Origin of the sequence: Thioclava sp. DLFJ5-1 (assembly GCF_002020115.1) — a bacterium.
Classification (GTDB): domain Bacteria; phylum Pseudomonadota; class Alphaproteobacteria; order Rhodobacterales; family Rhodobacteraceae; genus Thioclava; species Thioclava sediminum.
Window position 1 is genome coordinate 1,185,508 of sequence record NZ_MPZU01000001.1, and the last position, 26,841, is coordinate 1,212,348.

The 26,841-nt window shown below is 56.6% G+C and carries 26 protein-coding genes and 1 pseudogene; 20 read left to right on the forward strand and 7 right to left on the reverse strand.

From position 1 onward, the window contains the following. Window positions 1-115: 115 nt before the first annotated feature. A pseudogene (locus BMI86_RS21435) lies at window positions 116-259 on the forward strand (IS5/IS1182 family transposase); the annotation flags it as partial. Between the two features lie 393 nt (window positions 260-652). Continuing rightward, complete coding sequence (locus BMI86_RS05620; RefSeq protein ID WP_143594693.1) at window positions 653-1,192, forward strand: hypothetical protein; 540 nt, start codon at window positions 653-655, stop codon at window positions 1,190-1,192. Window positions 1,193-1,445: 253 nt separating this feature from the next. Here BMI86_RS05620 and BMI86_RS05625 read toward each other — a convergent pair whose 3' ends face one another. The 7 genes from BMI86_RS05625 to BMI86_RS05650 form a co-directional block, all read right to left on the reverse strand. After that, window positions 1,446-3,662: a polysaccharide biosynthesis tyrosine autokinase gene (locus tag BMI86_RS05625; RefSeq protein WP_078540119.1), complete on the reverse strand. Its 2,217-nt coding sequence runs from the start codon at window positions 3,660-3,662 to the stop codon at window positions 1,446-1,448. 62 nt (window positions 3,663-3,724) lie between these two features. Further along, a complete protein-coding gene (locus BMI86_RS05630; protein WP_078540120.1) occupies window positions 3,725-3,886 on the reverse strand; it encodes a hypothetical protein in 162 nt (53 codons plus the stop codon). A gap of 1 nt (window position 3,887) precedes the next feature. Further along, window positions 3,888-4,973: a polysaccharide biosynthesis/export family protein gene (locus BMI86_RS05635; RefSeq protein WP_078540121.1), complete on the reverse strand. Its 1,086-nt coding sequence runs from the start codon at window positions 4,971-4,973 to the stop codon at window positions 3,888-3,890. 45 nt (window positions 4,974-5,018) lie between these two features. Continuing rightward, window positions 5,019-5,210, reverse strand: coding sequence for a hypothetical protein (locus tag BMI86_RS21205; protein WP_168173793.1), 192 nt, complete (start codon window positions 5,208-5,210; stop codon window positions 5,019-5,021). A 23-nt stretch (window positions 5,211-5,233) separates the two neighbouring features. Next, a complete protein-coding gene (locus BMI86_RS05640; protein ID WP_078540122.1) occupies window positions 5,234-5,584 on the reverse strand; it encodes a hypothetical protein in 351 nt (116 codons plus the stop codon). Window positions 5,585-5,769: 185 nt separating this feature from the next. Continuing rightward, window positions 5,770-6,288, reverse strand: coding sequence for a transcription termination/antitermination NusG family protein (locus BMI86_RS05645; protein WP_078540123.1), 519 nt, complete (start codon window positions 6,286-6,288; stop codon window positions 5,770-5,772). 867 nt (window positions 6,289-7,155) lie between these two features. Continuing rightward, the gene (locus BMI86_RS05650; protein WP_246831634.1) at window positions 7,156-8,400 is read right to left on the reverse strand and encodes a glycosyltransferase; all 1,245 of its coding nucleotides are present in this window, start codon (window positions 8,398-8,400) and stop codon (window positions 7,156-7,158) included. A gap of 77 nt (window positions 8,401-8,477) precedes the next feature. Here BMI86_RS05650 and BMI86_RS21440 point away from each other — a divergent pair, with 77 nt between their 5' ends. From BMI86_RS21440 to BMI86_RS05740, 18 genes are all read left to right on the forward strand, one after another. Beyond that, the gene (locus BMI86_RS21440) at window positions 8,478-9,158 is read left to right on the forward strand and encodes an ElyC/SanA/YdcF family protein (protein WP_246831635.1); all 681 of its coding nucleotides are present in this window, start codon (window positions 8,478-8,480) and stop codon (window positions 9,156-9,158) included. Further along, complete coding sequence (locus BMI86_RS05660; protein WP_246831636.1) at window positions 9,100-9,264, forward strand: transcriptional regulator/antitoxin MazE; 165 nt, start codon at window positions 9,100-9,102, stop codon at window positions 9,262-9,264. Before BMI86_RS21440 ends, BMI86_RS05660 begins: the two co-directional genes overlap by 59 nt. Beyond that, window positions 9,261-9,647, forward strand: a complete 387-nt coding sequence (locus BMI86_RS05665; RefSeq protein WP_078540126.1) for a type II toxin-antitoxin system death-on-curing family toxin — start codon at window positions 9,261-9,263, stop codon at window positions 9,645-9,647. The genes BMI86_RS05660 and BMI86_RS05665 overlap by 4 nt, the downstream gene beginning before the upstream one ends. A 797-nt stretch (window positions 9,648-10,444) precedes the next feature. Next, on the forward strand, window positions 10,445-11,878 hold the full coding sequence (locus BMI86_RS05675) for a mannose-1-phosphate guanylyltransferase/mannose-6-phosphate isomerase (RefSeq protein WP_078540128.1): 1,434 nt from the start codon (window positions 10,445-10,447) through the stop codon (window positions 11,876-11,878). Between the two features lie 541 nt (window positions 11,879-12,419). After that, window positions 12,420-12,782, forward strand: coding sequence for a MarR family EPS-associated transcriptional regulator (locus BMI86_RS05680; protein ID WP_078540129.1), 363 nt, complete (start codon window positions 12,420-12,422; stop codon window positions 12,780-12,782). 173 nt (window positions 12,783-12,955) lie between these two features. Then, a complete protein-coding gene (locus BMI86_RS05685; RefSeq protein WP_078540130.1) occupies window positions 12,956-14,218 on the forward strand; it encodes a hypothetical protein in 1,263 nt (420 codons plus the stop codon). Further along, window positions 14,218-15,390 carry a UDP-4-amino-4,6-dideoxy-N-acetyl-beta-L-altrosamine transaminase gene (gene pseC / locus BMI86_RS05690; protein ID WP_078540446.1) on the forward strand — a complete coding sequence of 391 codons (1,173 nt, stop codon included), beginning with the start codon at window positions 14,218-14,220 and terminating at the stop codon, window positions 15,388-15,390. The genes BMI86_RS05685 and pseC overlap by 1 nt, the downstream gene beginning before the upstream one ends. Further along, window positions 15,387-16,076, forward strand: coding sequence for a pseudaminic acid cytidylyltransferase (gene pseF / locus BMI86_RS05695; RefSeq protein ID WP_078540131.1), 690 nt, complete (start codon window positions 15,387-15,389; stop codon window positions 16,074-16,076). Before pseC ends, pseF begins: the two co-directional genes overlap by 4 nt. Further along, window positions 16,073-17,215, forward strand: a complete 1,143-nt coding sequence (gene pseG, locus BMI86_RS05700; protein WP_281480100.1) for a UDP-2,4-diacetamido-2,4,6-trideoxy-beta-L-altropyranose hydrolase — start codon at window positions 16,073-16,075, stop codon at window positions 17,213-17,215. The genes pseF and pseG overlap by 4 nt, the downstream gene beginning before the upstream one ends. Beyond that, the gene (pseH, locus tag BMI86_RS05705; protein ID WP_078540132.1) at window positions 17,208-17,765 is read left to right on the forward strand and encodes a UDP-4-amino-4,6-dideoxy-N-acetyl-beta-L-altrosamine N-acetyltransferase; all 558 of its coding nucleotides are present in this window, start codon (window positions 17,208-17,210) and stop codon (window positions 17,763-17,765) included. Before pseG ends, pseH begins: the two co-directional genes overlap by 8 nt. After that, window positions 17,762-18,817, forward strand: coding sequence for a pseudaminic acid synthase (gene pseI, locus BMI86_RS05710; RefSeq protein ID WP_078540133.1), 1,056 nt, complete (start codon window positions 17,762-17,764; stop codon window positions 18,815-18,817). The genes pseH and pseI overlap by 4 nt, the downstream gene beginning before the upstream one ends. 5 nt (window positions 18,818-18,822) lie before the next feature. After that, window positions 18,823-19,719, forward strand: a complete 897-nt coding sequence (locus BMI86_RS05715) for a hypothetical protein (RefSeq protein ID WP_143594695.1) — start codon at window positions 18,823-18,825, stop codon at window positions 19,717-19,719. Window positions 19,720-20,338: 619 nt separating this feature from the next. Then, window positions 20,339-21,064 carry an O-antigen polysaccharide polymerase Wzy gene (locus tag BMI86_RS20915; protein ID WP_143594696.1) on the forward strand — a complete coding sequence of 242 codons (726 nt, stop codon included), beginning with the start codon at window positions 20,339-20,341 and terminating at the stop codon, window positions 21,062-21,064. Beyond that, entirely contained in the window at window positions 21,061-22,197 is a 1,137-nt protein-coding gene (locus tag BMI86_RS05720) for a glycosyltransferase (protein ID WP_168173794.1), read from the forward strand. Before BMI86_RS20915 ends, BMI86_RS05720 begins: the two co-directional genes overlap by 4 nt. A 2-nt stretch (window positions 22,198-22,199) precedes the next feature. After that, a complete protein-coding gene (locus tag BMI86_RS05725) occupies window positions 22,200-23,228 on the forward strand; it encodes a polysaccharide biosynthesis protein (RefSeq protein WP_078540136.1) in 1,029 nt (342 codons plus the stop codon). Window positions 23,229-23,232: 4 nt separating this feature from the next. Further along, window positions 23,233-24,366 (forward strand): NAD-dependent epimerase/dehydratase family protein, encoded by a 1,134-nt coding sequence (locus tag BMI86_RS05730; protein ID WP_078540137.1) that lies wholly within the window; start codon window positions 23,233-23,235, stop codon window positions 24,364-24,366. A gap of 2 nt (window positions 24,367-24,368) precedes the next feature. After that, window positions 24,369-25,505, forward strand: coding sequence for a UDP-N-acetylglucosamine 2-epimerase (non-hydrolyzing) (gene wecB / locus BMI86_RS05735; RefSeq protein WP_078540138.1), 1,137 nt, complete (start codon window positions 24,369-24,371; stop codon window positions 25,503-25,505). Between the two features lie 10 nt (window positions 25,506-25,515). Beyond that, complete coding sequence (locus tag BMI86_RS05740; protein ID WP_078540139.1) at window positions 25,516-26,715, forward strand: glycosyltransferase family 4 protein; 1,200 nt, start codon at window positions 25,516-25,518, stop codon at window positions 26,713-26,715. Window positions 26,716-26,841 lie beyond the last annotated feature (126 nt).

Below are 26,841 nucleotides of genomic sequence, written 5' to 3' on the forward strand. Positions count from 1 at the left end.
GACCACGCTTCTCCTTCATGTCGAATAGACCCTGCCACGGGCCGCACGTCACTCGCACCACCTCTGACCAATTTGCCCAAGGCCACCCCTACCCTGCGCGCTCTTGCCCGGACACAATCGCCTGAAAATCCTCGGTGAGCAGATCATATCTCAAGGCCCCGTCTGCCAGACCGCCGAAATCCAGTTTCGCATCGCAATCATAAACCGCGTCTCGGCCCTCGGCAGAGCCGAAATCAAGGTTATCACCCGAAGGGCATAGACAGGTTATCCTAGGCGAAACTGGACGCCTCATGCGAGAGTTCGCGATTCCTCGGACACCGTTCGTACTGATATATCGCGTCATGCCCACTCAGATCGAAATTCTCCGCCTTTGGGATAACAGGCAGGGGATGGATTACTGAGAGGATACCGGCTGGAGATACAGGATCCCAAAGGCTGTCTTAGAAAAATATCTGGCACGTATAGAAAGTAGTGAGGCGTTTTTCAAAGCGGGAAAACCCTCCCCGCACCCGATAGAAAGCGTTCTCTCCTGCACAAGAAATACCGACACCCGAAAGCCACAGGAAACTGCATGAGAAATTCTGCCTCTTACTTTAACCGTGTGATCAGATAAGTCTCAAGACATCCGCACTTTGGGATTAATGAGGACTGAATGAAAATTAAAGCTTTTGCACTTATGGCATGTGCCGCAATTTCTTTGGCAGCATGCGACACATACACGGCACAGCAATACCAAACGACCCCGCAAAACACGATCGCCATTCAACAGCTCGCCTCGACCGGTGCGCGTGCCTCCGTGGGCGACGTTCGTTTGGCGGAGGGCATTGAAGCGCGCCCGACGTGCCGCTTGGCAGGGCCGCTCGACCTGGGTGGCGGCGACGATCTCGCGAACACCATCAAACAAGCCATTCAAGGCGAATTGCTTGCCGGCGGGATGTTCCGGGTTAACGCGACGCCGATCAACATCACCGTGACCGAGCTCAAACCAGATTCGTTCAACGGCAGCTGGACCATCGGCTTGCAAGCCTATTCGAGAAAAAGCTCTGGCTATGCGATCCAATCGACAACCGGCTTCAGCACCAGCTTCTCCGCAGTCTCGGCGTGCAACAACACCGCCACCGCTTTCAATCGCGCGCTGTCTGATGCGATTCAGAAGCTGGTAAGGGACACGCGGTTCAAATCTTTGCTGTAAACATCTTCTTTCTTTTGCTCTGAATCGGAATAGCAACTTCGACTTGGAGCAAATGTTGAAAGGGACCGCTCGTCACTCGAGCGGTCCCAAATTCTTTTCACCCTTTATCAGCAAGTGGCACCAAGCTGATCAGCGGGCACGTCCCGAGGCAGCTGGATATCGTCAACGCGCTGATGCCGCGGCCCACTATCTCGCAAAACAGAAATTCTGGTCCACGCTCGCAAAATCCGCCGGTGCCCCCTCAAAAACGCGCTCAATCGTCGGATTTGTAGCTGTAGCGGTAGTTGTAATAATATTGGTAGTGACCGCCATAACGCGCAGTCGTCTCGGCCTTGAAGCCGTTGAGGACAGCGCCCGTGATCGACGTGCCCGCCGCCTCAAAACTTGCCTGAACGGCACGCACCGCGCCCTGCATCGTTTCGAGATGGCGCGCAACGATGATGCTCGCGCCCACGGAGCGCCCGATCACCACCGGGTCCGTCACAGCCAGCGCGGGCGGCGCGTCGACGATGATCAGGTCGAATTCGCTATCGAGCTGGCGTAGCATCGCCCCGAACTCGGCCCGCATCAGCAGTTCAGACGGGTTCGGCGGGTAGCGGCCGGAAGTGATGACCGACAATCCCTTGATCGGTCCGGACGCGATCACCTCCTCCAGCGATCTTTCATGGCCAAGGTAATCCGACAGGCCGGGTGTGTCCTTGGGCAAATGCAGGAACCGACGCAGGTAACCTTTGCGCATGTCGGCATCAATTACGCAGACTTTCTGGCCCGCCTGCGCCGCCACGACTGCCAGGTTTATCGCGGTAAAACTCTTGCCGACATTCGGCGCAGCCGAGGTGAGCTGAATCGAGTTGGTCCGGGCGTCGAGCAAGCCGAAATGCAAAGAGGTGCGCAGCGAGCGCAGCGCCTCGGTCGTGACCGCCTCGGGATGTTCGAGCGCGAAGATCGGCAGGTCCCCCTTGCGTTGTCGCAGATCGGCCGCCTCCTTGGCGAAGGGCACGGTCGCGAAGACCGGAAGGCCAAGCGCCTCGATCTCTTCGGCGCCCTTGATCCCGTGGCGCAGCGCGCGCCGGATCAGCACGAAGGCCGCGCCGATGATCAGACCGAGGAGCGCCGCGAGCGCCACGATCCGCGACTTGCGCGGCGCGACTGGGATCGTGCTCGCATAGGCTTTGTCGATCACGCGCACCGAGCCCACTGTCGAGGCGCGCACCACCTGCAATTCCTGCGAGCGGTTGAGAAGCTGCGTATAGACCTGCTGCGCCACTTCGAGATTGCGCTGCAGGTTAAAGATGTCCTTCTGCGTCTCCGGCAGACCTTGGGTCGCCTTCTTCGCCTGATCCAGCTGCGCCTGCAGCTCTTTACGGTTCTGCAGCAGCGCCTGATAGGCCGGGTGATTGACCGTGTATTGGTTCTTCAGTTCCGCCTCTTTCAGATCGAGCGCGGAGAGCTCCCCCTCGATCTTCGTGACACGTTCAAGCAGGGCCTGGGTCTCATAATTCACGTCAACCGATTGCTGCTTTTGCCTATATTCGTTGAGCGCCTGTTCCGCCTCGGACACGTTCTGGCGCGCCTCGGGCAATTGCTTCTGGATGAAGTCGAGGCTGTTTTCGGCAGATGCCGAGTTGCGCTCGATATTCTGCTCCACGAAAGAGGTCGCAATCGCGTCGAGGATCGCTTCGGCACGCTGGCGATCGGTGTCCTGATACGAGGTCTGAAGGATGTTCGAGCCGCGCGGGCTCTCAGAGACCGAGAACTTGCCGCGCATCCCCTGAATCGTCGCGCTGAGCGAGCGGCGTCCGATATAGAACTCGCGTCCCACCGGCGCATTCATCTGGGACAAGGCGATCGCAAAATCACCGTCGCGCGCAGAGATTTCGTGACCGACCGTTCCGGTCACCTCGGTGCCGTCGGGCATCGCGAGGCGATAGCTGTCCGCGCCGGTCACCGTCAGTGTCATTGGAACACCCTGCCATTGGGCGGGCACTTTCAGGCGCCCGAGCTGGACCGTCTCGTTTCTCCACTGGTATTGGTCGAACAAGCCCGGATCGGGCAAGTGCAGATTTGCGGGCAGCAGGCCGATCACCGGCAAGCGGCGCGGAACGACGAAGTTCTGCAGATTGAGTTTGTTGGCCGCGTCGCCCAGAACGAGGCGCGAGGACATGATCGCGATCTGGGTCTCGGCCTGCGATTTGCCGCCCCCATCGCTGCCGAGAAGTGTCTGCATCGATTCCGGGAGGGCGGACAGTCCATTTTGCGATTGCTCGAGCTGCAAGAGCCCGGTGGCCTGATAGATCACCGGTTTGCGCAGCGCAATGAAGGCACCAAGGATAACGGCGATGACAAAGGCCAGCGCGATCCATTTCCAGCCCGCCAGAAGCGCGCCGGCGAGCGCCATCAGGTCGATCTCGTCATCCTCGACTTCAGGCGGCGCGACGTGTTTCTGAGTTATTTTGGAAATCGGCGTCATCTGTCCGGCTCAAACTCTCAAATGCTTATACAAACCCATGCGAGAACCGCCTGCTACACCGCTCAACGTGTCGGCGTGAGACGCGAGTCCCACGCCTCGCCCGCGCCAATCCCCGCTGACCCTACCATGCTGTCAGGTAGCGCCGCGGCGAGCAGCCGTTCGCCCACCGGGGAGCGGCAGATATTGCCGACGCAGACGACGAGAATGGATCCGACTTTCGCCATATTAGTTCGCCAGTCCCGAGGCGGCTTTGGCCGTGCTCAGCGTCGGCAGGATATTCGAGACAACGCGGTTCCATTTCGCCACCGGCGCGGTCGTGACATAGACGACGTCTTGCGGATGAAGGAAGAATTTCGTGCCGACGACGAAAGCCGCCGCGCTAGACGTATCGAGCTGGAACACGACGACCCCGCTCGGCGTGTCGCGGAACACGAAGACGCCACGCGCATCGGCCTGTTCGGTCCTCAACCCGCCAACCGTGGTCACCGCTTCAGTGAGGCTCACGTCATCCTTGGTCAGGTCGATCGGGCCGGGTTTCACCAGCTGACCCAGCAGATAGGCTTCGAGCTTCGTCGCGCGCTGCACCGAGACGACATCGCCATTGCGCAGCACGGGGTTGTTCGAGGCGATGCCCTGATTGAGGAAGGCCTGCAGGTCGACCGCGTAGCTCCGTCCACCGCGGCGGACGAGCACCTGGCGCGCATCGGCCGTCTCATTCAGGCCGCCCGCCTCGTTGATCGCATCGAGCAGCGTCAGCGATTTTGACGTCAGCGGGATCCGCGCAGGCTTGCCCACCTCGCCGGTGACGGAGACGGTCTGCGAATTGTAGCCAACAACGCGCACAGACACCTGCGGCGACGGAATGAACTCCTTCAGCTGGCGCGAGAGATCGGCGCGCACCTGTTCGGGCGTCCGGCCTGCAGCGCGCACATTGCCGACGTAAGGGTAGTAAAAGGTGCCGTCGGAATTGACGCGCAGACCACCCTCGGCGGGTGTCCGGGTCGACCCCGCGGGCGAGGTCAGCTCGGGATGCTCATAAACGACGATATCAAGCAGGTCGCCCGGGCCGATCCGATAGTTCCAGTAATCGCTCGAGGGCAGCGTCGTGCGGCCACCGCTGAGATCGGACGGTGCGCCGAAGGTGGCGACGTTGGCGAGGCTGAGCCGCACGATCGCGACATCGCCCGCCGCCGGATCCTCGACGGAACTGACATTGCGGGTATTGACCGGGAAGTTCGTCGTCGACGTGTCGCAGGAGGCCACAAGCAAAAGGACAAGACATCCCCTGAAAACTCTTGCCAAGGCGCCCATGAATGCCCTCCTGGGTCGTGTGCCACAATTGCACACCTGCTATCTTCAAAGCTCCAGAAACATCAGGAGCCGATGTCGAATGGATAGCGGAGCCATGCGCCCATGCCAACTGTTCATCGCTCTTGAGCCGCATGGTTCGGCTTTCTGTTTGTCTATTTTCTTGCCGATGCGACGAATTTCTTGCCGCTGCAACGAAATCGCCTCAACCAAGACGCGCATGTATTTCGCACGGCTCACGAGCCGCAGCTGGCCGCTCGAACTTAGTTTGTGCCGTTGGTGGAATTCGTGCCGTTCGTGGAACTTGTCCCATTACCGCCGCCACTACCCATGGCCGCTGCGGCAAGCCCCGCGCCGACCAACAACATCACAAAAGACGTATTTCCACCGAGATTACCAGCGGCGCTCTGCGCACAAGTCACCTGCGCATCACCCTCAGCGGTGTATTTGGCACCCAGCACTCGTTTACCGTTGCAGATATCGACCTGTTTCGCCCAAGCGATGAGCCCCTCTTGGCTCAAGTTCGGTGGTGCCTGCACAGCCTGGGCGAGGCTCGGCAGACTGGAAGCGAGGATCGCAGCAGTCGCCAGCGACGCCGTAATCAATTTACTCATCAAAACCTCCCAGATCGAATGACAGGAAAAACTTACAACACCTCTCTGACAAAGCCTATAAAGATTTCCTACAGAGGCGGTCGGACTTTATCTCTCACTTTCATCGACTTAGCGTAGCATGGCGCCCGTTCCGCCTGCTGCGACCAAATGAGAGCAGTGGATTTGCCCGCTGGCGCCCTCAATGATCACCCATCCTTCGCGCGCAGCTCCGATGCGGGCACCGCAACGCGCGTCGCGGCCCCCATAATATCCATCAGCAACCAGACACGCCGGTCCGGATCGATACTGTCGATTGTCGCAATGAAATCGACGAGCGGGCCGGAGGCCACGCGCACCTCATCTCCCTCCACGAAGCCCTGTTGCGCCCGCAGGCAGTGCGCTGCATCGCAACGCTCGGCGATTTGAGCAATCAGCTCGGAAGGCACAGGCCTCGGCACACTGCCGAAGCTCACGAGGCGCGCAATGCCCCGGGTCGCATTTATCTTGCGCCAAAGCCCTTTCTCGGGATCAAAGGCGACGAAGAGATAACCGGGGAAAAGAGGGCAGCGCCGCGTGTCGAAACGCCCTGCACGACGGCGCGTGTGCATTTCGGTGGGCAGGAAGCTTTCTATGCCTTGACGCTCGAGATGGGCCTGCGCGATCGCCGCGCTGTTGGGCTTGAGCTGCGCCAGAAACCAGGGCCCGTTCGAGGCAAGGGAAACCATACCGACATCCGTTCAAATATGAACAGACTCACCACGAATTCGGCCAGTACTTCAACCCCAAAACATGCCCGCGCGGATCGATATCGATCGCGCGAGCTGCGCGCCAAGCCTTGCCATGTCGTCGCCATGACGGGCTAAACTCGAAGCGAAACGCTCGATTGCTGCGAGAGGCCCTGAACATCCGAACCATAGGCCAAGCGACTGAAGTTCTAGACAGGCCCCGAGGCAGCGACCCTGCCGCGCTACGCGCACGCGTTTTTTCTACCGAACGAAGTGCTGGCCAGGATGCGGAGCCACGAATGCGCATCTCGCTTGAAATCGTCGCGGCGCTTACCGCTTTCCTGTTGGGCCTGAGAAAAAGAGACCGCGTCCCCTTCCTCCGATAACGCGCCGCGCATCCAATTCAGGGAACACAAGCCGCTCACCGCATCATCAACACGACCGCTACAAACAGCACGACCATAAGCAGAAAACCCCAAAAGCCAGCCCGGTTCAAGAGCGGCGCGCTCCGACCGCAAGCGCCACATCGGTTCGCGCCAAAACGGATCCGATGCCAACAGGCTTCACATTGGAAAAATCGAAGTGCCAAGCCCTTATTTTTTGCAATCTTTCTCAACAACACACCTTAAATCTTGGGCATCAAGCTTCGCGTCATAGATGGCCTGAACGCCGACAGCTTTGGACATAATCAATTTTCGACATCTTGGAGGAGATCGAAATACTCAAACTCTCCGTATTTTTAGCGCGGGCCATCTCTATAGTTCAAAAGAAATTCTAATTTTACGCCCGCCCAAGCAAAGCATTGCTACCTAAAGCTGCATTGATATGAGGATCACTCAACTCTTGCGACGCATAGGCTGCCCCCAGTCAGGCGCGATGAGTGAACTGTCCAATGAGCGCACGACGCAGGCGACTCAAGAGCGCGACTCGGCGATAGATCAGCAGGTAGATCAGAAAGACCACTCCGACCCCGCAGCCAAGCACCACTGAATCGCCGGGCGCGATGACCGTGATCGTGCAGGCGATCAACGAGAGCGGCCAGAGAAGAATACTTGTAAGCGGATTGCGCATCCGAGGCATGCCGATCGTCTCCGCGATGCGCTTGGCACGGCTACGATAGACAAGACTGTGCAAATGAAGACGATCCGCTTCTCCGGGGTTTGTCCCGTCGCGTTTCGCGCGCCGACGGATCGACACCAGCGTCTCGATCCAGGGATAGGATAAGGCCAGAACCGCGATCATCGGCGAATATTCCGGATTGCGCACCGGCAGGATGATCCCGATCACCGCGAGAACGAACCCCGTCGTATAGGCGCCAGCATCACCGAAAAAGAGCTTTCCAGCGGGGAAGTTCAGCACGAAGAAACCCGCGATCGCGCCGATCATAAGCAGGCAAATCGCAAGAAGCGCCACATCATCCGATCGCGCCGCAAGGATCGCAAAACAGCTGAGAACAATGATCGCGCTGCCCGAGGCAAGGCCGTTGACGCCGTCGATGATGTTTAGCGAATTGGCGATGCCGCCAATGGCCAGAACGCTCAACGCTATGCCAAAGGCCGGATAGCCAAGCAGGAAATCGAGCCCCGGGATATCCGCCCGCTCGATATGATAGCCAGACACCAAACAGAAGATCAGCCCGGCAAGAACCGTCGCCACCAGACGCCATTTCGCCGAGACTTTCTTGGTGATGTCCTCGATCGCGCCGGAAAGAAACGCGGGCAGCGCGCAGAGACAAATCATCCACCAAAGTCTACGCGCCTCAGCGGGTAGCATGATCGCCGCGAGACAGGCCCCCAACAACACCGCGATTCCTCCAATCCGCGGCGTTGGAGCGTCATGGATCTTCTGCACGCCATCGCTGCCGTCATGTGTCAGCGTGCCGTGAAATTTCTGAGAGACGACGATGAGGCCTGCGAGAAAGAAGGAGGAGGCAAAGGCAGCATCCAAATAAATATGCACCTGATCAAATCCTTCGATTTCTGCGTCACGACGCGTCGTGCGAGCAACTTGTGATCGGAAAATTCCACCGTTTAACGTAGGGACACCTACCCTTTTTAGGGCCTGCATCCAAGTCAAAACGGCCAATCCGCCGAGGCCGGCGAAATATTTCATCAATGCGTCATGTCGCGCATTTGATCCAGCCAACAATAGCGATTGCGGATCAGCGCAGAAGCACCGACAAGAGCCCCATGGATACGCTCGTCTTCCTTATCTCCAAGCTCGCAGCCCTCCTGCTACGCGCAGAAACCTGGGAAGCGCTTTTGCTCGCAGCCGCGCTGATCGCGCTCGTGAGCGGGCGCCTGCGCGCGGCGCGCAGGATGCTTTCCGTAGCGCTGGCGAGCCTCCTCGCTCTGGGGATCTTTCCCCTCGGCGATCTCCTGATCGCCCCCTTGGAGCAAGCCTATCCGACCAATCCGCAGTTCACCCATGTCGACGGGATCATCATACTGGGCGGCGCGGAGGATGGCGCAGGCACGGCCCGCCACCATCAAGTCCAACTCAACGCCGCCGAGCGCGTCACCGCGGGGCTCGCCCTGGCGCATCGCTTTCCGGATGCCAGGATCCTGCTCTCTGGCGGCAGCGGCGACCTGCGCGATCTGGCACGAGAAAGCTTACCCGGCGCCGAAGTCATGGCCGCCGCCTTTCGCGAAACGGGTATCCCGCCAACCCAGACCCTCCGGGTGAGTATTGAAGAGCTTGCCTCTCGTGCCGCGGCACGTATATACTTCAATATACACAAGGAGACATGTAATGATCGAAACGAAGGTCCGAAAAGTTGGCAATTCCGCGGTCATGACGCTGACGACCGAAATGCTGACGATCCTCGACGCCAAAGAAGGCGACACGCTTTTCGTCGTGCGTGGCGATGATGGCAGCCTGAAGATCACCCCGCATGATCCCGCTGTGGCGGCTGCACTGGCGGCGGCAGAGATCGTTATGGATGAAAACCGTGATCTTCTTCAGGCGCTCGCGTGACGGAGCCGAACTGGGTTCCGCTTGCCGCCGTCCTTGCCATCCATGATCGACAGATTGCTCGCCATGGCGGCGCGTCCGGGCTGCGTGACAGAGCACTCTTGGAGATGGGCTGCGCCCGCGCGATGAATCTCGCCGCATATGCCGAAGCGGACCTCGAAGAGATTGCGGCGGCCTATGCCTTCGGCATCTCAAAGGCGCATGCTTTCGTGGACGGCAACAAACGCACCGCTTTCGTGACGGCACTCACGTTTCTGCGGCTCAACAACTTCTCCTATAGACCGTCCCCGATCGAAGGCGTTCGGATGATGGAGGATTTGGCATCGGGTCAGGTCGACGAAGCAGCATTCGCCAAATGGCTCTCCCAAGGCATGAAGCCGATCTGACGTGCTCGAAGGTTTTTCGAGACATCAGGTCACTTGAATGAAAAGCCCCGCAGGTTCGACAGCGAGGCTTTCAACATTTGCCGTCAAGGGCTAGCCCACAGACCCGGCTTCTTCTTGAGACCCGATCGCGCAACACCTGTGAGAACGCGCGCTTCAGCCACGACCTCGCGCAGCCCAAGCCGAGCAAGACCTGGGTGCTCATAACCAGCGCCTTCCACATGAGACGTGCGATGGCGAGCTTCAAGCGGGCCGGGTGGGACGGGCTGCCCCCCCCCCTACCCTGTCGATTTTCGCGCGGATGGGTTTCTCGATGGCATCGGCTGGGATCTCGCGGACCATCTCGACACGCTGGATCTCGCGCTCAAGGAATGGGTTGGGATCTGGTCTTATGCGGCGAGCGGGAGATAGCTTGCCTGCGAGGCGACGGAAGCACGACTGGTTTCATCCTCCGCGGGGAGCGCCTATAGACGGGTCGAACAGATTTTTCCCGGGTCGCCATTTTCATGAAGATCACTGTCGTCTGAGTGAAGTCGCCCCTTAGTCAGAGAGTCGCCTCCTGACCGACATTTACCAGCCCATATACTCTACAAAGGGCCTTATAGCCCCCTCCACCGCTGGACCTTTCGCCATCGTATCGGGCTAAATGGGACGCAGACACGACCTGCGGGCAAAACGCAGGGACTCGCCAGTGGCCCGAAGTCGCTGGGCTGGCACGCACTGATCTGGACGACGGGATCACTGAAACCTATCACTGATTCCTCGAAAGTGCCGACACCGCTAGAACCTGAGAGGGATTTATGAGCAAGACGTTCCACCCCGTCCTCCTCTGCGGCGGCTCGGGCACGCGCCTCTGGCCGCTCTCGCGCAAGAGCTACCCCAAACAATTCGTCAACCTGATGGGCGAGGAGAGCCTGTTCCAGGCCTCAGCCAAGCGGCTCACAGGCGACGGCTTCGCAGCCCCTTCCGTGATTACCGGCGCGGATTTCCGCTTCGTCGTGATCGAGCAACTGGCCGCGCTTGAGATCGCCCCCGCGGATATTCTCATCGAGCCGTCAGCGCGTAACACCGCCGCGGCGATCTGCGCGAGCGCTCTCGTGCTGGAGGCGCGCGAACCGGGCGCGCTGATGCTGGTAGCGCCCTCCGATCACGTCATTCCGGATTCTACGCGCTTCCGTGCCGCGGTCGAGGCCGCCGCTCCGGCAGCCGAGACCGGACAGCTGGTCACCTTCGGCATCCGCCCCGATCGGCCGGAGACCGGCTATGGCTGGCTGGAACTGAGCGAAGCCCCGGACGCGGAATTTTCCGCGACCCCGCAGCCGCTGAAATCCTTCGTCGAGAAGCCTGACCTGGCCAAGGCCGAGGCGCTGCTCGATGGCGGCATGCATCTCTGGAATGCGGGCATCTTCCTCTTCTCGACCTCGGCGATCCTTGAAGCCTTCGCAAAGCATGCGCCCGAAACCTTGGCGCAGGCCAAAGCTGCCGTCGAAGCTGCGGAGCGTGACCTGGCGTTCACCCGGCTCGCGCCCGAGCCTTGGGCGCAGCTCGAAGACATCTCGATCGACTACGCGGTGATGGAGCGCGCGAACAATCTGACCGTCGTGCCCTACGGCGGCGCGTGGTCTGACCTCGGCGACTGGCAGGCAGTCTGGCGCGAGCAGAACCCGAACGAGCACGGCATCGTCGCAACCGGCCCTGCGACCGCGATTGACTGCCGCGACACGCTTCTGCATTCAACGGATAACGCGCAGGAACTCGTCGGAATCGGACTTGAGGATGTCATCGCGGTCGCCATGCCCGATGCGGTTCTTGTCGCCCACAAGGATCGCGCGCAGGACGTGAAGAAAGCTGTGGCCGAGCTGAAGGCTAAGGGTGCGGCTCAAGCCGAAACCCTTCCTTGCGACTTCCGCCCCTGGGGGTGGTATGAGAGCCTTGTCGTCGGTCAACGCTTCCAAGTGAAGCGGATCCATGTCCACCCAGGCGCCGCACTTAGCTTGCAGAGCCACCACCACCGCGCTGAGCACTGGGTCGTTGTCGAGGGCACCGCTAAGGTGACCATTGATGACGAGGTGAAGCTCGTGACCGAGAACCAGTCAGTCTACATTCCGCTCGGTGCGGTTCACCGTATGGAGAACCCTGGCAAGGTGCCGCTGACGCTGATTGAAGTGCAGACCGGCAGCTATCTCGGCGAGGACGACATCATTCGTTACGACGATGTTTATGCGCGGGGATAGGGTGTGACGAAGTGCTATTCGGATGACTTCGTCTGATTGGTTTCTTTTTGCGAACGCAGCGATCCGATTGAGAATACCGCATCATTACCAAGTGCTAAGAATTGGAGGCCGTCAGGCGGGACATTGAGACGTCATTCCCGCATCTCGAGCAAAATGCAAAGACGACAGAACGCGGCGCGAACAAGCGACCGGAAACTTTGCTGATGGGGACAGCTTGGCGATCTGCCTACGACAATCATCAGCCGCAATGAGTTCCACTCCAAACGAACGGTGCGCCCCCCCGCCCTGCGAGACATAAGGCACCGCGCTATCCATCACCGGCCGATCTCCGCTGCCTCCAAGCAGCTTACAATCACACACCCGTGACCTCCCTTGTCGAGTGACTGGATTTGCATAAACACCCTTTCAGCAGCGACAGCATCCTGCTAAACGCTCAACTTTGAACGATGTCGGATTTTCGACCCATAGCTCTGAACACCCCTCCCCTCAGGCTGACCCGAGTCAGCGCTGATGCGGTAGCCTGCCAGAATGCGAGCTTCTGATGGCAGGCCAGCGCAGCAAGGTCCAGGAAGATATCCGTTTTCGTATCTTGCGCCTTCTTGAAGAAAACCCGGAGATGTCGCAGCGCGAGTTAGCCGATGCGGTTGGCGTGAGCACGGGAAGTGCGAACTACTTGCTCAAAGCCCTCGTCGAAAAGGGCTTCGTGAAGCTCGGGAACTTTAAGGCCGCTGAAGATAAGAGGCGCTATGCCTACCTGCTGACGCCTAAGGGCGTCGCGGAGAAGGCGGCGATTACGCAGCGGTTCTTGGCACGGAAGATGGCGGAGTTTGAGGCGCTGAAGGCGGAAATTGAGGCGCTTCGCGAGGAGACTGAAGCAGAGTATAACAACTTCAAACCGCGATAACCCTTTGCCTTTCTGGCGACAGATAACACATTTAAAAACATATTCGCAGAAAGCCTTGAGCGGAAGATCAAATAAGTCGACGAACAAGCCTCAAGAGGCTTTGAAAAGCGGCAACAGCCACCAATCGACTATGTTTAATTAATGCGATTGACAATATTATAAATTAAGAAACCTTGGATATTAAATACACTCGCCTTGCAAACGTTACCCTGCGCACAGCCACTCTCGGCACGCGCTTCTTATTCGTATTCATACTCGCCAAGTTTCTTGACCCTGCAACTGTCGGCTACTACGGGCTATTCACTGCAACGATTGGGTATGCTCTCTATTTCGTTGGGCTAGATTTCTATACATATATGACGAGAGAGGTTCTTCGGGCACCGATGGAACAGCGGGGCCAATTCCTGAAAACGCAAGGGATACTATCTGGAGGCCTCTACATAGTGGTCATACCAATCGCCTTAGCGATCATCAGTCGCGTCGATTGGCCCATTACCTTGGTCTGGTGGTTCCTTCCAATTCTTATCCTAGAGCACTACAACCAAGAGATTATGCGACTTCTCATAGCGCTCTCAGAACAGCTTTCCGCAAGTTTAGTCTTATTTTTTCGCCAGGGCAGCTGGGCCATAGCGATCAGTGCCTTGATGACATTTGACCCTGAAAGTCGACAACTGGGGGATGTGCTGGCGTTGTGGGCAACGGGCGGTTTCCTCGCGGCGGCATTCGGGAGCTGGCGGGTTTGGAGACTCGAGATGGGAGGATGGAGAGATTCTGTTGATTGGCCTTGGGTGCGCAAAGGCTTGACCGTCAGCCTCGCGTTTCTGACAGCGACACTTTCACTACGCGGAATACAAACCTTTGATAGGTATTGGGTTGAGACGCTCGGTGGAGTAGAAATGGTCGCGGCTTACGTTCTCTTTATGGGCGTGGCTAGTTCATTGATGGTATTTTTGGACGCTGGCGTTTTCTCTTTTACATATCCAGCGCTCATACACAGCAACCATCAAGGCGATTATGAAAAAGAGTGGGGCCTTCTTAGAAACGCACTACTTCAAACGCTTTCAATAGTGATCGCATTCAGCCTGTTAAGCTGGCTAGCTTTACCATATCTCCTAAATTGGATTGGAAAATCAATCTATCAAGCCGAGATTAGCCTATACCCTTGGATACTGTCTGCGACAGCGCTCAATGCGCTGGGAATGATTCCACATTATGCGCTGTATGCGCGAAGGCGCGACAAGCCCATCATTCTCAGTCACATTGTTGGGCTATTTCTTTTTGTCGCTTGCACCTGGATGATAGGGCAAAAGGTCGGCACATTGGCCGTGCCGATCGCGCTAAACCTATCATTCTCTCTGATCCTTGCCTGGAAACTCCTGGCCTTTTTCTCGACGAGAACACATCACATAACGCCAGTTGATAAGGCTCCGAAATGATGAAAAATGTAATCCGCTATGGACAACAAGACATCACTCAAAGTGATATTGATGCGGTTGTTGACGTGTTGAAATCAGTGAATCTCACTCAAGGGCCTAGTATACCGGCATTTGAGAACGCCGTTAAAAATGCCACCCAAGCAACTCACGCGATAGCGGTCAACAGCGCAACTTCTGCACTGCATATTGCCTGCCTTGCACTGGAGCTTGGCCCGGGCGATTGGCTTTGGACAACGCCAAACACCTTTGTTGCCTCCGCCAATTGCGGCATCTATTGCGGCGCTCAAGTTGATTTCGTCGACATCGACCCAAAGACTTATAACCTTTGCCCACAGTCGCTTGAGGAAAAGCTGCGCCAAGCAGAGAAAGACGGCCGTTTGCCCAAAGTTGTCGTGCCGGTTCATTTGTCCGGGCAGCCATGTGACATGGAGGCCATCCACGCACTTAGTCAGCAGTACGGCTTCAAGATAATCGAAGACGCATCGCATGCGATAGGTGGTCGCTACAAAGGCAAGCCGATCGGCAATGGCCGCTATAGCGATATCACTGTATTCAGCTTCCACCCTGTCAAGATAATAACGACTGGTGAAGGTGGCATGGCGGTCACCAATGACGATACGCTTGCCACTCGGCTGGGGTTGTATCGCAGTCACGGCATCACCCGCGACCCTAGTTTGATGACGCAGGAAATGGATGGTCCGTGGTACTACCAGCAAGTTACGCTCGGTTACAATTACCGTTTGACTGACTTGCAGGCGGCACTGGGCGTTAGCCAGATGAATCGCCTTTCGCAATACGTCGCCCGCCGCCACGAGATCGCAGCGCGCTATGACACGCTCCTAGCGGATCTGCCACTGACTTTGCCTTGGCAGCACCCCGATGGCTACTCGGCGTATCATCTCTATGTCATCCGCCTCCGGCTCGACGAGATCGCACCGGCCAGTCACCGGAAGGTGTTCGAGGCGCTTCGGGCGAAGGACATCATGGCGAATCTGCATTACATCCCGATCCACACCCAGCCTTATTACCAAAAGATGGGCTTTGGATGGGGTGATTTCCCGCAAGCGGAACAATACTATCGAGAAGCGATCAGCATCCCGATGCACCCCTCGCTGACCGACGAAGAGCAAGACTTTGTCGTCGAAGCTCTCAATGAGGCAATGAGCCAATGAAGCTAGCGGTCATCCCGGCGCGTGGCGGAAGCAAACGGATTCCGCGCAAGAATATAAGGCCGTTCGGCGGGCGGCCGATGATCGCTTGGTCGATTGCGGCCGCCCGCACGAGCGGGCTATTCGATCGGATAATCGTCAGCACCGATGATAGAGAAATTGCCGAGACCGCCCGAGCCCTCGGGGCGGAAGTCCCGTTTTTTCGCCCGGCAAACCTGTCTGGCGACTACACCGGGACCGTTCCGGTGATCGCTCACGCCGTTGACTGGCAGAACACCCAAGGCGAACCGGCCGCAGAGGTTTGTTGCATCTACGCGACGGCGCCATTTATTGAAGTCGATGATCTGCGACGTGGCCTCGTCATCTTGCAAGAAAGCGGGGCGGACTTCGCTTTTTCTGTGACGCGCTACGCAGCACCGATCCAACGAGCGCTTCGGGTCCGACAGGATAACCGGGTAGAAATGTTCGACGCGCGTCAGTTCAATACCCGCTCACAGGATCTCGAAGAAGCTTGGCACGATGCCGGCCAGTTTTACTGGGGACGAGCAGAGGCCTGGCTCTCGGGCAAACCGCTGTTTGGGACACATGCGGCGCCCGTTGTTTTGCCCCGACACCGAGTGCAGGACATTGACACTCCGGAAGACTGGGACCGTGCAGAGCTTTTGCTCAGAGCGCGAGGCTTTCAGTGATATCTCCAAATTCTCCTCTGCGCGTCGCCTTCCGCACCGATGCCGCGATTGAGATCGGGACTGGTCATGTCATGCGCTGCCTCACGTTAGCAGCCGCCCTGCGCGACAGGGGCGCGGATTGCGTCTTTATCTGTCGTCAACATGACGGCCATTTGCTCGATTTCATCGCTAAACAGGGTTATGAAGTATTCACGCTGCCGCGCGCTAGCGAGGTGGGGCCCGCCAATCAATTCAAACAAGCCGCCACAGAGCCACCCCATGCGTATTGGCTGGGGACCAGTTGGGAAGCGGATGCTACGGCTAGTCAGAGGGCGCTGGAGGCGTTCGCGTGCGGCGGACATATTGACTGGCTAGTGGTCGATCACTACGCGCTGGACGCGCGCTGGGAAAAGGCGCTTCGCCCCTCCGTTAGGCGCCTGATGGTGATCGACGATCTTGCCGACCGACCACATGAATGCGACCTACTTCTGGATCAGAGCCTTGGCCGGCAGCCAGAGGACTATGCGGGTCTGGTCCCGCTCAGCACGACTTTGCTGCTCGGGCCGCGATACGCGTTGCTACGGCCTGAATTCGCTGAACTGCGCGCGGAAAGCCTCGCACGCCGGGCGCAGCCAAAATTGCGACGGTTGCTTGTCACCATGGGTGGAATCGACAAGGACAACACCACAGAGCGGGTGCTCAATGCACTCGACACCTCAGCTTTGCCGAGCGACGTGCGTATCACCGTAGTTATGGGGCCGCAGGCTCCGTGGATCGCCAAAATACGCTCGCGCGCCGAGCGGATGCGCCACACGAGCGAAGTTAGAGTTGGGGTGAGTGACATGGCCCGAGTGATGACCGAGAGCGACCTAGCCATCGGCGCGGGCGGCACGACCACTTGGGAGCGATGCGCGTTAGGTCTCCCGAGTGTCACGCTGGTTCTCGCGAAGAACCAAGAGGCGGTGGCGGAAATGCTACATGAGGTCGGGGCCGGGTTAGCTTGCTATGAAACAGATAGCGTCGGGATAGCCCTGCGAGACGGATTGTATCGCGCGAACATGACCAGCGCCCTCGCTGAAATGAGTCGGGCTGCAGCGAATGTGACAGATGGAAAAGGTGCGACTCGTGTCCTTCGACAGCTGGTGTCAATGGATGCCTAAACGTGTCCATATCCGGCGCTTGGTTGAGCGCGATTTGCCTCAGGTTCTGGCTTGGCGCAATCATCCGTCTGTCCGCAGCATGATGTTCACCAGCCGCGAAATCGGCCCGGAAGAGCATCGCGCTTGGTTCGAAAAGGCCAATTCGGCTGCCAGCCGCCGCCTGCTGATCGCTGAAGCCGACGGCAGTCCATTTGGGTTCATCCAATTCGACCGCGTTGAGATTGGAGGAGTATCCGATTGGGGCTTTTACGCCCGGCCGGGTGCTCCGAAAGGAAAAGGGCAAGCATTGGGGCTCGCAGCACTAGACCATGCCTTTTTCGAACTGCAGTTGCACAAGGTCTGCGGCCAAGCATTAACATTCAATGAAGGCTCAATCCGACTGCATCAGCGATTGGGCTTTCATCAGGAGGGCCTTCTACGCGACCAACATCGAGCCGACGGAGCCTACCATCCGGTAATTCATTTTGGACTGCTTCGGTCAGAATGGCCGGAGGCCAAGAAAGCGCTTTTGTCTCGCACTTTTACTCGACATCGAGGATCAAAAGAATGACCAACGCCATGCAAATTGCAGGACGGAAAATCGGACCGGATCACCCACCCTACGTAATCGCGGAACTTTCGGCCAACCACAACGGGCGGCTCGAAACCGCCCTTGCCATCGTCGAGGCGGCGAAAGCCGCAGGGGCGGATGCGGTCAAGCTGCAGACCTACAAGCCCGACACGATCACTCTCGACAGCGATGCCGAAGAGTTCCGCATCAAAGGCGGGCTCTGGGACGGGCGCACGCTTTTCGAGCTCTATGAAGAGGCCCACATGCCCTGGGAGTGGCACAAGCCGTTGTTCGACCATGCTCGCAAGCTTGACATAACCATTTTCAGTTCACCATTCGATTCAACTGCAGTCGACCTACTCGAAGACCTCGGCGCACCAGCCTACAAGATAGCGTCGTTCGAAGCGGTCGACCTGCCGTTGATCCACTACGTAGCGGCGACCGGCAAACCGATGATCATCTCCACCGGCATGGCCGACGATGAAGAGATCGCCGAGGCAATCGAAGCGGCGCGCGAAGGTGGCTGCAAAGAGCTGGCCATCCTGCATTGCGTGAGTGGCTATCCGGCACCGGCCGAAGACTACAACCTGCGCACCATTCCCGATATGGTCGATCGCTTCGGCCTCGTCACTGGACTTTCTGATCACACGCTCGACAACACTACCGCTATCGCTTCTGTCGTGTTGGGTGCGTCACTGATCGAAAAGCACTTCACGCTCGACCGTAACGGTGGAGGGCCAGACGACAGCTTCTCATTGGAGCCGAAGGAAATGGCTGCCCTCTGCAAAGACGCCCGCACCGCTTGGTCGGCGCTAGGCTCAGTGGACTACGGACGCAAAGCTAGTGAGAAGGGCAACGTTCAGTTCCGCCGCTCACTATATTTCGTGAAAGACCTCAAAGCAGGTGAGGTCATTTCTCCCGATGCCGTGCGTAGCGTGCGGCCGGGATATGGGCTGGCGCCGAAGATGCTGGAAGAGGTTGTGGGGAAGCGGGTGCGGCGTGATGTGTTGGCGAATACGGCGGCTACCTACGACATGATCGAAAGCGAGTGAGGGTCGTGCATCTCAATGGGACAACAGCATTTCTTATCTCTAAGCCGCTGCAATTGATGATTTCACTACTCGTTTTGCGCCAGCTTCATCTGGACGTGATACCTGTCTTCCTTGTCACAAATTCATTCCGCGGTGCCAAAGATATCGCTGGGAGACTGAATGCGGTCTACCCGAACCAGGTTGAGGCGCCCTTTTTCGAGACACAAGCCGAAGCCTATTCCTATCTTGGCGAAAAGCGTTTAGCGCATGTGTTTATCGACAGTGACGTTGGGTTCCAGAAAGCGTTCACGCTTGCACGGCTGAAGCAACTGAGCCGTGGGAATAGAATTTATGTTTTTGAAGAGGGATTGGGCACGTATCGCGATGATCTCTATCGCGGCCTGAAGGCGCGCGTGTTCTCTGCTCTCGGCATTGCAACCCGTTTTGGAGCTAGTCGCTTCGTCGACAAGGTGTTCCTGCTAACATCGGACGAATACGTTGAGAAATTCCCTGATCTCGCAACGAAAGCCATTAAGATATCCGGGAGCTTAAGTGACTTTATGTCCGAAGAACATGAAAACCTGAGATTGGTTTTTGGGTTCGCTGGTGTTGCCACGCCGAGTCACGACAGGAAGGAAGTCTGTCACCTGTATCTGACGAGCTGGAGCGTTGATGAAGATTTCTTAGACAATTTCAGCCGACTTCCCGGCGACCTGTTCATCAAGGCCCACCCTCATATCAAAACTGACATCCTTCCAAGAGGTATCGAGGCTATCGATGCGGGAATTCCCGCCGAACTGGCGATTGTTGAGTTGCTCCGCTACTATGAAGCGGTCCGAGTCTTCGACCACATGTCGAGTACAAGACGATATATCACCTCACAAAGAGCCTCTTTTCAGGATGCAAATGCGGTCAGTTGGTAGAGATCGGAAGCTGACCTTTAAAGTATTGGTCAAATTGGTTTGGCCAATGCTTATCATCGTTGGTTTTTTGTCCGCGTTCAATCTGAGGTTTGACTTAGTTGGCCTAAGCTTTTTTGTTATATCTGTGCAAAGCTCAGTTTTTCTCGGGTTGTCATCAGCGCGCTCTGCAAGTTTATTTTTGATATATTGGCTTTTTTCATTTTCTTTTTTAGGCCTCATACCGTGGCTCCAATACTCCGCACATGTGCACATTTGGCGCGCGACAATGATCAACCCTAGGACTTATCTAGATATCAACATGGCGATTTTCTTAGCCAATTTTGTGACTTTCTCTGCCTACCACCTGTCCGCAAGAAGGCACATTTTCTTTAGGGCAAGACCGTATCAGGTCCGTAGGCCGAGTTTGACCGCGTTCGTTTTAATAATTTTTTCTGCACTCGGCTTTCTCGGAGTGCTTTTTAGCAACGCGTTTGAACTTAGCCTACTTCTGTTTCGAGGGCTCGTCGACCAAGCTCGCGACGCAGTAATAACCTCAAGCTCTCTATCTCTGATCTTCGGCATGTTTACACGATTTTTGCCTGTTTTTTGCTTTTATTTTGCCATCACAGAGCTGAGGAACATGCGGCTGCTGAAAGTAGCGTTGTTCTTCCTTATGATTATGTCGGTCTTTCCAACCGGTGTAGCTCGCTATATGGTTGCATATACTTACATTCCTGTGCTGTTGATCATGGTCCCTAGTGCGCGAAAGGGTTTCAATTTCGCACTGGTTTTTCTATTGTCCCTGTTGTTTGTTTTCCCGTTTTTGAATCAATTTCGCCATTTCGACGGCTTTAGTCGTATAGGCCTCCTACCATCCCAAGATTTTTTCTTTGCGGCCCACTTTGATGCATTTGAAAACTTTGCAAGCGCTTTTGATGCGCATTTTGTTACTGGTGGCTACCAGCTCCTCGGCGCTCTGCTCTTTTTTGTCCCAAGGACGTTTTGGCCGGACAAGCCGGTGGGTAGTGGATACCAACTTTCAGAAAATGCGGGCTACATATTCAATAATATCTCGATGCCTTTTCTTGGCGAAGGCTATGTGAATTTCGGTTTTTTCGGCATCATCTTGTTCGCGGCGTTCATTGGCTATGCCATGGTTGGGGCGGATCGTACACTGGAACGGCAGGTTCAGTCGGGCATGCAAATTAACTATCACACTTCTGTATTGTATTTCTTGTTTGGCGCCCTGTTCTTTATTCTCCGCGGCGACTTGCTGTCCTCGTTTGCATATATGTCAGCCGGAATTATGGTCTCATGGTTTGTCAGTGCATCGGTGCGCCTTTTGAACCGAAAGGAAAAAGTATGACAAAGCGCTTTCTTATCAACGCATCCAACCTCCACGTCGGTGGAGGCGTACAAGTTGCAAGTTCCTTTCTTTCAGAAATCGCCAAATCGGAAGCTCGGCGGACAAATCTCTCGTTCGCTCTTTCATCCGAAGTAGAAAGTGCCGTTGGCGGCGCCGCGATGCTTTCGAATGTTAGCGATGATGTCGTAAGTCTTAATGTGAATGGAATTGATCCTTGGAATGTAGAAGCTCTTAACTTCTTTGCCCAATTTGACTGTATATTTACCGTATTTGGTCCTCTCTATCGCTGGAACCCGCCGTTCAAGAGTATCGTGGGTTTTGCGCAGCCGTGGATCATCTACCCGCGCAATGAAGTTTATCGCACTATGCCATTCTTGAAGCGTTTAAGAAATCGGTTGAAATTTTGGATTCAGAGCCAATTCTTCAAGCGTGCAGATTGTCTCGTTGTTGAACTTGAACACGTTAAGGACGGGTTGGTTCGCGAACTCGGTGTCGATCCCGCACGCATTCATGTCGTTCACAACTGTCTGTCTGCAATCTACCGAGACGAAACTCAATGGATGGATGTCGCGGTGCCGCCATCTGATGGAAAGCTTCGTTTAGGCTTTGTCGGGCGCAACTATGCACACAAGAATACTAAGATATTCCCTGAGATCGTATCGAAATTACGCGAGTGCCACGATATTGAGGCGCTGTTTTACGTGACATTTACGGAAGAGGAGTGGCAGGCGTCTAGTCCCGCGTTTCAGGAGGCATGTGTTAATATCGGGCCGCTAGCACCCGCCCAGTGTCCGGCCTTTTATCGCGCTCTAGATGCGGTAGTCTTTCCCTCGTTACTAGAATGCTTTTCGGCGACTCCTCTAGAGACCATGGCAATGGAACGCCCATTGTTTGCGTCCGATCGCCCCTTCAATCGAGATGTTTGTGGGAAGCATGCAACATATTTTGACCCGGGATCTCCGACCGATGCCGCCCACGCAATTGCGGCAGCATTCAAAGATGGCGCACCCAACGCCACCGCTATGCGTGCAGCAAGAGAGCATGCATTTTCCTTTTCCACGCCAGAAGACCGAGCTCAACGATATTTGGCACTTCTGAGCTCCGACCTCGACGAAACACAGCAGGATATTTAAACATGTTCAATGACAGGACCCTTCTTATTACCGGTGGCACGGGCTCTTTCGGCAATGCCGTCTTGCGTCGGTTCATTGACTCCGATCTGCGCGAGATCCGGATCCTAAGCCGGGACGAGAAGAAGCAGGACGACATGCGTAAGAAGTATGCGAACCCGAAGCTAAAATTCTATATTGGCGATGTGCGCGACTACCAATCGGTGCTGAATGCCATGCGCGGTGTCGATTACGTGTATCACGCTGCGGCGCTTAAGCAGGTGCCTTCGTGCGAGTTCCACCCGATGGAGGCAGTCAAGACCAACGTAATCGGCACCGAGAACACGCTCGAAGCCGCAATCAATTGCGGCGTTAGACGTGTAGTCTGCCTGAGCACAGACAAAGCGGTCTACCCAATCAATGCGATGGGCATCAGTAAAGCAATGATGGAGAAGGTCATCGTCGCCAAGTCTCGATTGAGCAATGACACGGTGATCTGCGCCACTCGATACGGCAACGTGATGGCCTCACGAGGGTCAGTGATCCCGCTGTTCACCAATCAAATTCGCGCCGGCAGACCGATCACGATCACCGACCCGTCGATGACCCGGTTCATGATGACACTCGATGACGCCGTTGACTTGGTGCTCTACGCCTTTAAACACGGCGAACCAGGCGAGATCTTCGTTCAAAAAGCGCCTGCCGCGACGATCGAAACTTTGGCAATGGCCCTCACGGACCTGCTCGGGGTGCCCAAACACCCCATCAACACCATCGGCACTAGGCATGGTGAAAAGCTTTTCGAGGTGCTGCTGAGCCGCGAAGAAATGGCGGCAGCTCAGGACCTAGTCGGATATTACCGCGTGCCGCCCGATTTGCGCGATCTCAACTACGATAAATTTGTCGAGACGGGCGAGGTCAGAATTTCGCAAGCGGAGGACTATAACTCGCACAACACAATGCGCCTCGACGTGAAGGGGATGAAAGACCTTCTAATGAAACTCCGTTTCATGCAGGCGACAGTTCGGGGCGAACATTTGGAGGCCGAGGAGTAACGCGATGTCGTTTCCGTTTACCCGGATCCTGGTTACCGGTTCACAGGGCTTCGTCGGTCGTAACCTGATGGTGCGTCTGGGTGAAGAGGCCGACGTAGTCGTCGCGCGCTTCGATCGCGGCGACGATTCCGCCCGCCTCGAAAATCTATTAGCTGAAGCCGATGTAGTTATTCACTTGGCCGGTGAAAACCGACCCAAGGACGAACGGGCCTTCGACGAGATCAACGCCGGTCTGACGGTAAAGCTTTGCGACGCTATTCAGCGGGAATTCGATACGAGCGGACGCCACGTAGCGCTCCTGCTCGCCTCTTCGATCCAGGCCGAGTGCGATACCCCCTACGGCCGCAGCAAACTGGCTGCAGAACAAGCAGTGCGCGCCCTCGCACAGGAAACCAAAAATCCTGCGATTGTATTCCGTCTTCCAGGCGTCTTCGGAAAATGGGGGCGCCCGAACTATAACTCGGTCGTGGCAACCTTCTGCCACAATATCGCACGGGGTCTGCCAATCCGCATTGACGACCCAGACGCATCGCTTCGTTTGGCCTACATCGACGACGTGCTAAATGCTTTCCTTTCAGCACTCAAATCGCCGGAACCAGGCTTCTACTTTGCCGATGTCGACCCCACTTATGTGACTACTGTGGGCGAGCTCGCCGCACTGCTTCAAGCATTCGAGACGAGCCGAGCGAAGCTACGCACCGAACGCGTAGGAACTGGTCTGGTCCGAGCGCTCTATGCGACCTACCTTAGCTACCTGCCTGAGGACCGTTTCGCATATGACATCCCGCAACACGGCGACGAGCGCGGTGTTTTTGTCGAGATGCTGAAGACGCCCGATTGTGGCCAGTTCAGCTATTTCACGGCAAATCCCGGAGTAACCCGCGGGGGCCATTACCATCATACAAAGTCCGAAAAATTCTTAGTTATCAAAGGAGAAGCCCTGTTTCGATTCAGGCACATATTGAGTGGCGAGAAACTCGAAATCAGAACCTCGAACGACAAACCGCGAGTAGTTGAGACCATTCCAGGCTGGTCGCACGACATCACCAATATCGGCGAAGGTGAACTGGTAGTCATGCTCTGGGCTAACGAAGTCTTCGATCGACAACATCCCGACACGATCGCAAGCAAGGTGTGAAGATGAAGAAACTCAAAGTCATGTCCATCGTGGGCACCCGCCCAGAAATCATTCGGCTATCACGCGTTTTGGCGATGCTGGACCGGCACTGCGAGCATGTTCTAGTCCACACTGGGCAGAACTACGACTACGAGCTGAACCAAGTTTTTTTCGATGACCTAGGGGTGCGCAAGCCCGACTATTTTCTGGGCAGCGCAGAGGGAAGCCGTAGCGCTGCGAATACGATTGGAAACCTGATTTCATCCGTCGATGACGTGCTCGCCGATTTGCGTCCGGAAGCTCTGCTAGTTCTTGGCGATACCAACAGCTGTCTATCGGTGATCCCCGCCAAACGACGCCACATCCCTATCTTCCACATGGAGGCCGGCAATCGGTGCTTCGACATGCGCGTGCCGGAAGAAACCAACCGCCGTATCGTCGATCACACAGCAGATATAAACCTTACATACAGTAGTATCGCGCGAGACTACCTGTTGCGCGAGGGCCTGCCGCCGGACCAAGTGATCAAAACCGGCAGCCCTATGTTCGAGGTGCTGAACCACTACCTGCCGCAGATCGAGGCATCGACGGCGCTAACTAGGCTTGGGCTCGAACGTCAGGGCTATTTTGTGGTCAGCGCTCACCGCGAGGAAAATATCGAAAGCGAACGCAATTTCGACAAACTTGTCGATGTGCTGAACTCGGTGGCCGAAGACCACACCAAGCCGGTAATCGTCTCGACCCACCCGCGCACGCAAAAACGAGTGGATGCCGCTGGAGTCGTGTTTCACCCGCTGGTGAAGTTGCTCAAACCACTAGGATTCCACGATTACATCAATCTACAGATGAACGCTAAGGCCGTTCTCTCTGATAGTGGCACGATCACGGAGGAAAGTTCGATTCTCAATTTCCCTGCGATTAACCTGCGCGAGGTTCATGAGCGCCCGGAGGGGATGGAGGAGGCCGCCGTAATGATGGTCGGCCTCGAAGTCGAGCGGGTCCGCCAATCCCTCGCTATCCTCGCGAGTCAGCCGCGGGGTGAAGAGCGAGGGCTTCGGACCGTTGCCGACTACACGATGCCCAATGTCAGCGTGAAGGTTCTGCGCATCATCCACAGCTACACCGATTACGTGAACCGGGTAGTGTGGCGGAAATCATGAGCGGGACCCGATGAAAGTCGCCTTGATTGCCGATACGTTTCCGCCGCTGCGCACCTCCGGGGCGGTCCAGTTGCGCGACTTAGCACGCGAATTTGCACGGCAGGGTCATGAGTTGACGGTGCTTCTGCCCGACGCTGATCTCGACCGACCTTGGACGCTGGAGAACTTCGACGGTGCGCAGGTCCTGCGCCTGAGATCGCCGCGAACCAAGGACATCAGCTACATTCGGCGGACCATCGGCGAATGGCTGATGCCCCGCGCGATGTGGCGCAACCTGCGTCGAAGCCCGTTGGCGGGACAGTGCTGGGATGGGATCGTGTGGTATTCTCCATCGATTTTCCATGGTCCCCTAGTTCGCGCGCTGAAGCGACAGAGCGGCTGCAAGGGATACCTGATTATCCGCGATATTTTCCCTGAGTGGGCCGTCGATCTCGGCGTATTGCGGCCGGGACCAGTGTATCGATTTCTTAAATGGATTGCCCGCCAACAATACGATGTCGCCGATATTATCGGCGTGCAGACCCCTGGTAACTTAGGCTATTTTGAGCAGTGGCGCGAAGCGCGGAAGGGCCGCTCGCTTGAGGTTTTGCAGAACTGGCTCGACGCGCCAGCCAGCGCCCGATGCCCGATCAGGATTGAGGAGACACCGCTCGCCGGGCGAAAAATCATGGTCTACGCAGGCAACATGGGAATTGCACAGGGCATGGACATTCTGCTTGACCTCGCGGACCGGATGCAGGTTCGCGAGGACATAGGTTTTCTGTTTGTCGGGCGCGGTAGAGATGCAAAACGGCTCAGAGAGACGGCGCGCGCGCGCCGTCTCGACAACGTCTTGTTTCGCGACGAGATCGACCCCGACGAAATTCCGGATCTTTACGCTCAATGTGACGTGGGCATCGTCGCGCTCGACCCCCGCCACAAATCGCACAATATCCCGGGAAAGTTCCTGACCTACATGCAAAACGGTCTGCCGGTGCTCGCAAACGTGAACCCTGGCAACGACCTCGCCCCTTTGATCAAACGCGAAAACGTTGGCGGCGTCTGCGAGAACAACAGCTTGGACGAACTTGAGCAACGTTGCTTAGCGTTGATCAAAAGAATTGATGCAGACCCGAAGTTGCCGGTTCGGTGTTTCCATCTGTTCCAGCGTCAATTTTCAGTTTCGCACACTGTGCAACAGGTCATCTCATCCCTCTGCGCTAGAGAATAGTCCGTGTCCGCTTAGTGTTACCCTCCCGCGGCATCGTGCATCTTTCGGAGATAGGTCGACATCATCCGCCACGAGGATGTCTATGCGCGCGGGCAAGGCGCGAAAGGGTAATAGCGCGGCTTCTCT

Excerpts from the sequence above, each read along its gene's own strand:
- BMI86_RS05630 (WP_078540120.1), bottom strand. The coding sequence starts at position 3,886 with ATGGCGAAAGTCGGATCCATTCTCGTCGTCTGCGTCGGCAATATCTGC.
- BMI86_RS21440 (WP_246831635.1), top strand. The coding sequence starts at position 8,478 with ATGGATACGCTCGTCTTCCTTATCTCCAAGCTCGCAGCCCTCCTGCTA.
- BMI86_RS05725 (WP_078540136.1), top strand. The coding sequence starts at position 22,200 with ATGTTCAATGACAGGACCCTTCTTATTACCGGTGGCACGGGCTCTTTC.
- BMI86_RS05720 (WP_168173794.1), top strand. The coding sequence starts at position 21,061 with ATGACAAAGCGCTTTCTTATCAACGCATCCAACCTCCACGTCGGTGGA.
- BMI86_RS05730 (WP_078540137.1), top strand. The coding sequence starts at position 23,233 with ATGTCGTTTCCGTTTACCCGGATCCTGGTTACCGGTTCACAGGGCTTC.
- BMI86_RS05635 (WP_078540121.1), bottom strand. The coding sequence starts at position 4,973 with ATGGGCGCCTTGGCAAGAGTTTTCAGGGGATGTCTTGTCCTTTTGCTT.
- BMI86_RS05675 (WP_078540128.1), top strand. The coding sequence starts at position 10,445 with ATGAGCAAGACGTTCCACCCCGTCCTCCTCTGCGGCGGCTCGGGCACG.
- BMI86_RS05645 (WP_078540123.1), bottom strand. The coding sequence starts at position 6,288 with ATGGTTTCCCTTGCCTCGAACGGGCCCTGGTTTCTGGCGCAGCTCAAG.
- BMI86_RS05650 (WP_246831634.1), bottom strand. The coding sequence starts at position 8,400 with ATGAAATATTTCGCCGGCCTCGGCGGATTGGCCGTTTTGACTTGGATG.
- BMI86_RS05625 (WP_078540119.1), bottom strand. The coding sequence starts at position 3,662 with ATGACGCCGATTTCCAAAATAACTCAGAAACACGTCGCGCCGCCTGAA.
- pseF (WP_078540131.1), top strand. The coding sequence starts at position 15,387 with ATGAAGCTAGCGGTCATCCCGGCGCGTGGCGGAAGCAAACGGATTCCG.
- BMI86_RS05740 (WP_078540139.1), top strand. The coding sequence starts at position 25,516 with ATGAAAGTCGCCTTGATTGCCGATACGTTTCCGCCGCTGCGCACCTCC.
- BMI86_RS05660 (WP_246831636.1), top strand. The coding sequence starts at position 9,100 with ATGCTGACGATCCTCGACGCCAAAGAAGGCGACACGCTTTTCGTCGTG.
- pseH (WP_078540132.1), top strand. The coding sequence starts at position 17,208 with ATGCCTAAACGTGTCCATATCCGGCGCTTGGTTGAGCGCGATTTGCCT.
- BMI86_RS05640 (WP_078540122.1), bottom strand. The coding sequence starts at position 5,584 with ATGAGTAAATTGATTACGGCGTCGCTGGCGACTGCTGCGATCCTCGCT.
- wecB (WP_078540138.1), top strand. The coding sequence starts at position 24,369 with ATGAAGAAACTCAAAGTCATGTCCATCGTGGGCACCCGCCCAGAAATC.
- BMI86_RS20915 (WP_143594696.1), top strand. The coding sequence starts at position 20,339 with ATGCGGCTGCTGAAAGTAGCGTTGTTCTTCCTTATGATTATGTCGGTC.
- pseI (WP_078540133.1), top strand. The coding sequence starts at position 17,762 with ATGACCAACGCCATGCAAATTGCAGGACGGAAAATCGGACCGGATCAC.
- BMI86_RS05620 (WP_143594693.1), top strand. The coding sequence starts at position 653 with ATGAAAATTAAAGCTTTTGCACTTATGGCATGTGCCGCAATTTCTTTG.
- BMI86_RS05680 (WP_078540129.1), top strand. The coding sequence starts at position 12,420 with ATGGCAGGCCAGCGCAGCAAGGTCCAGGAAGATATCCGTTTTCGTATC.
- pseC (WP_078540446.1), top strand. The coding sequence starts at position 14,218 with ATGAAAAATGTAATCCGCTATGGACAACAAGACATCACTCAAAGTGAT.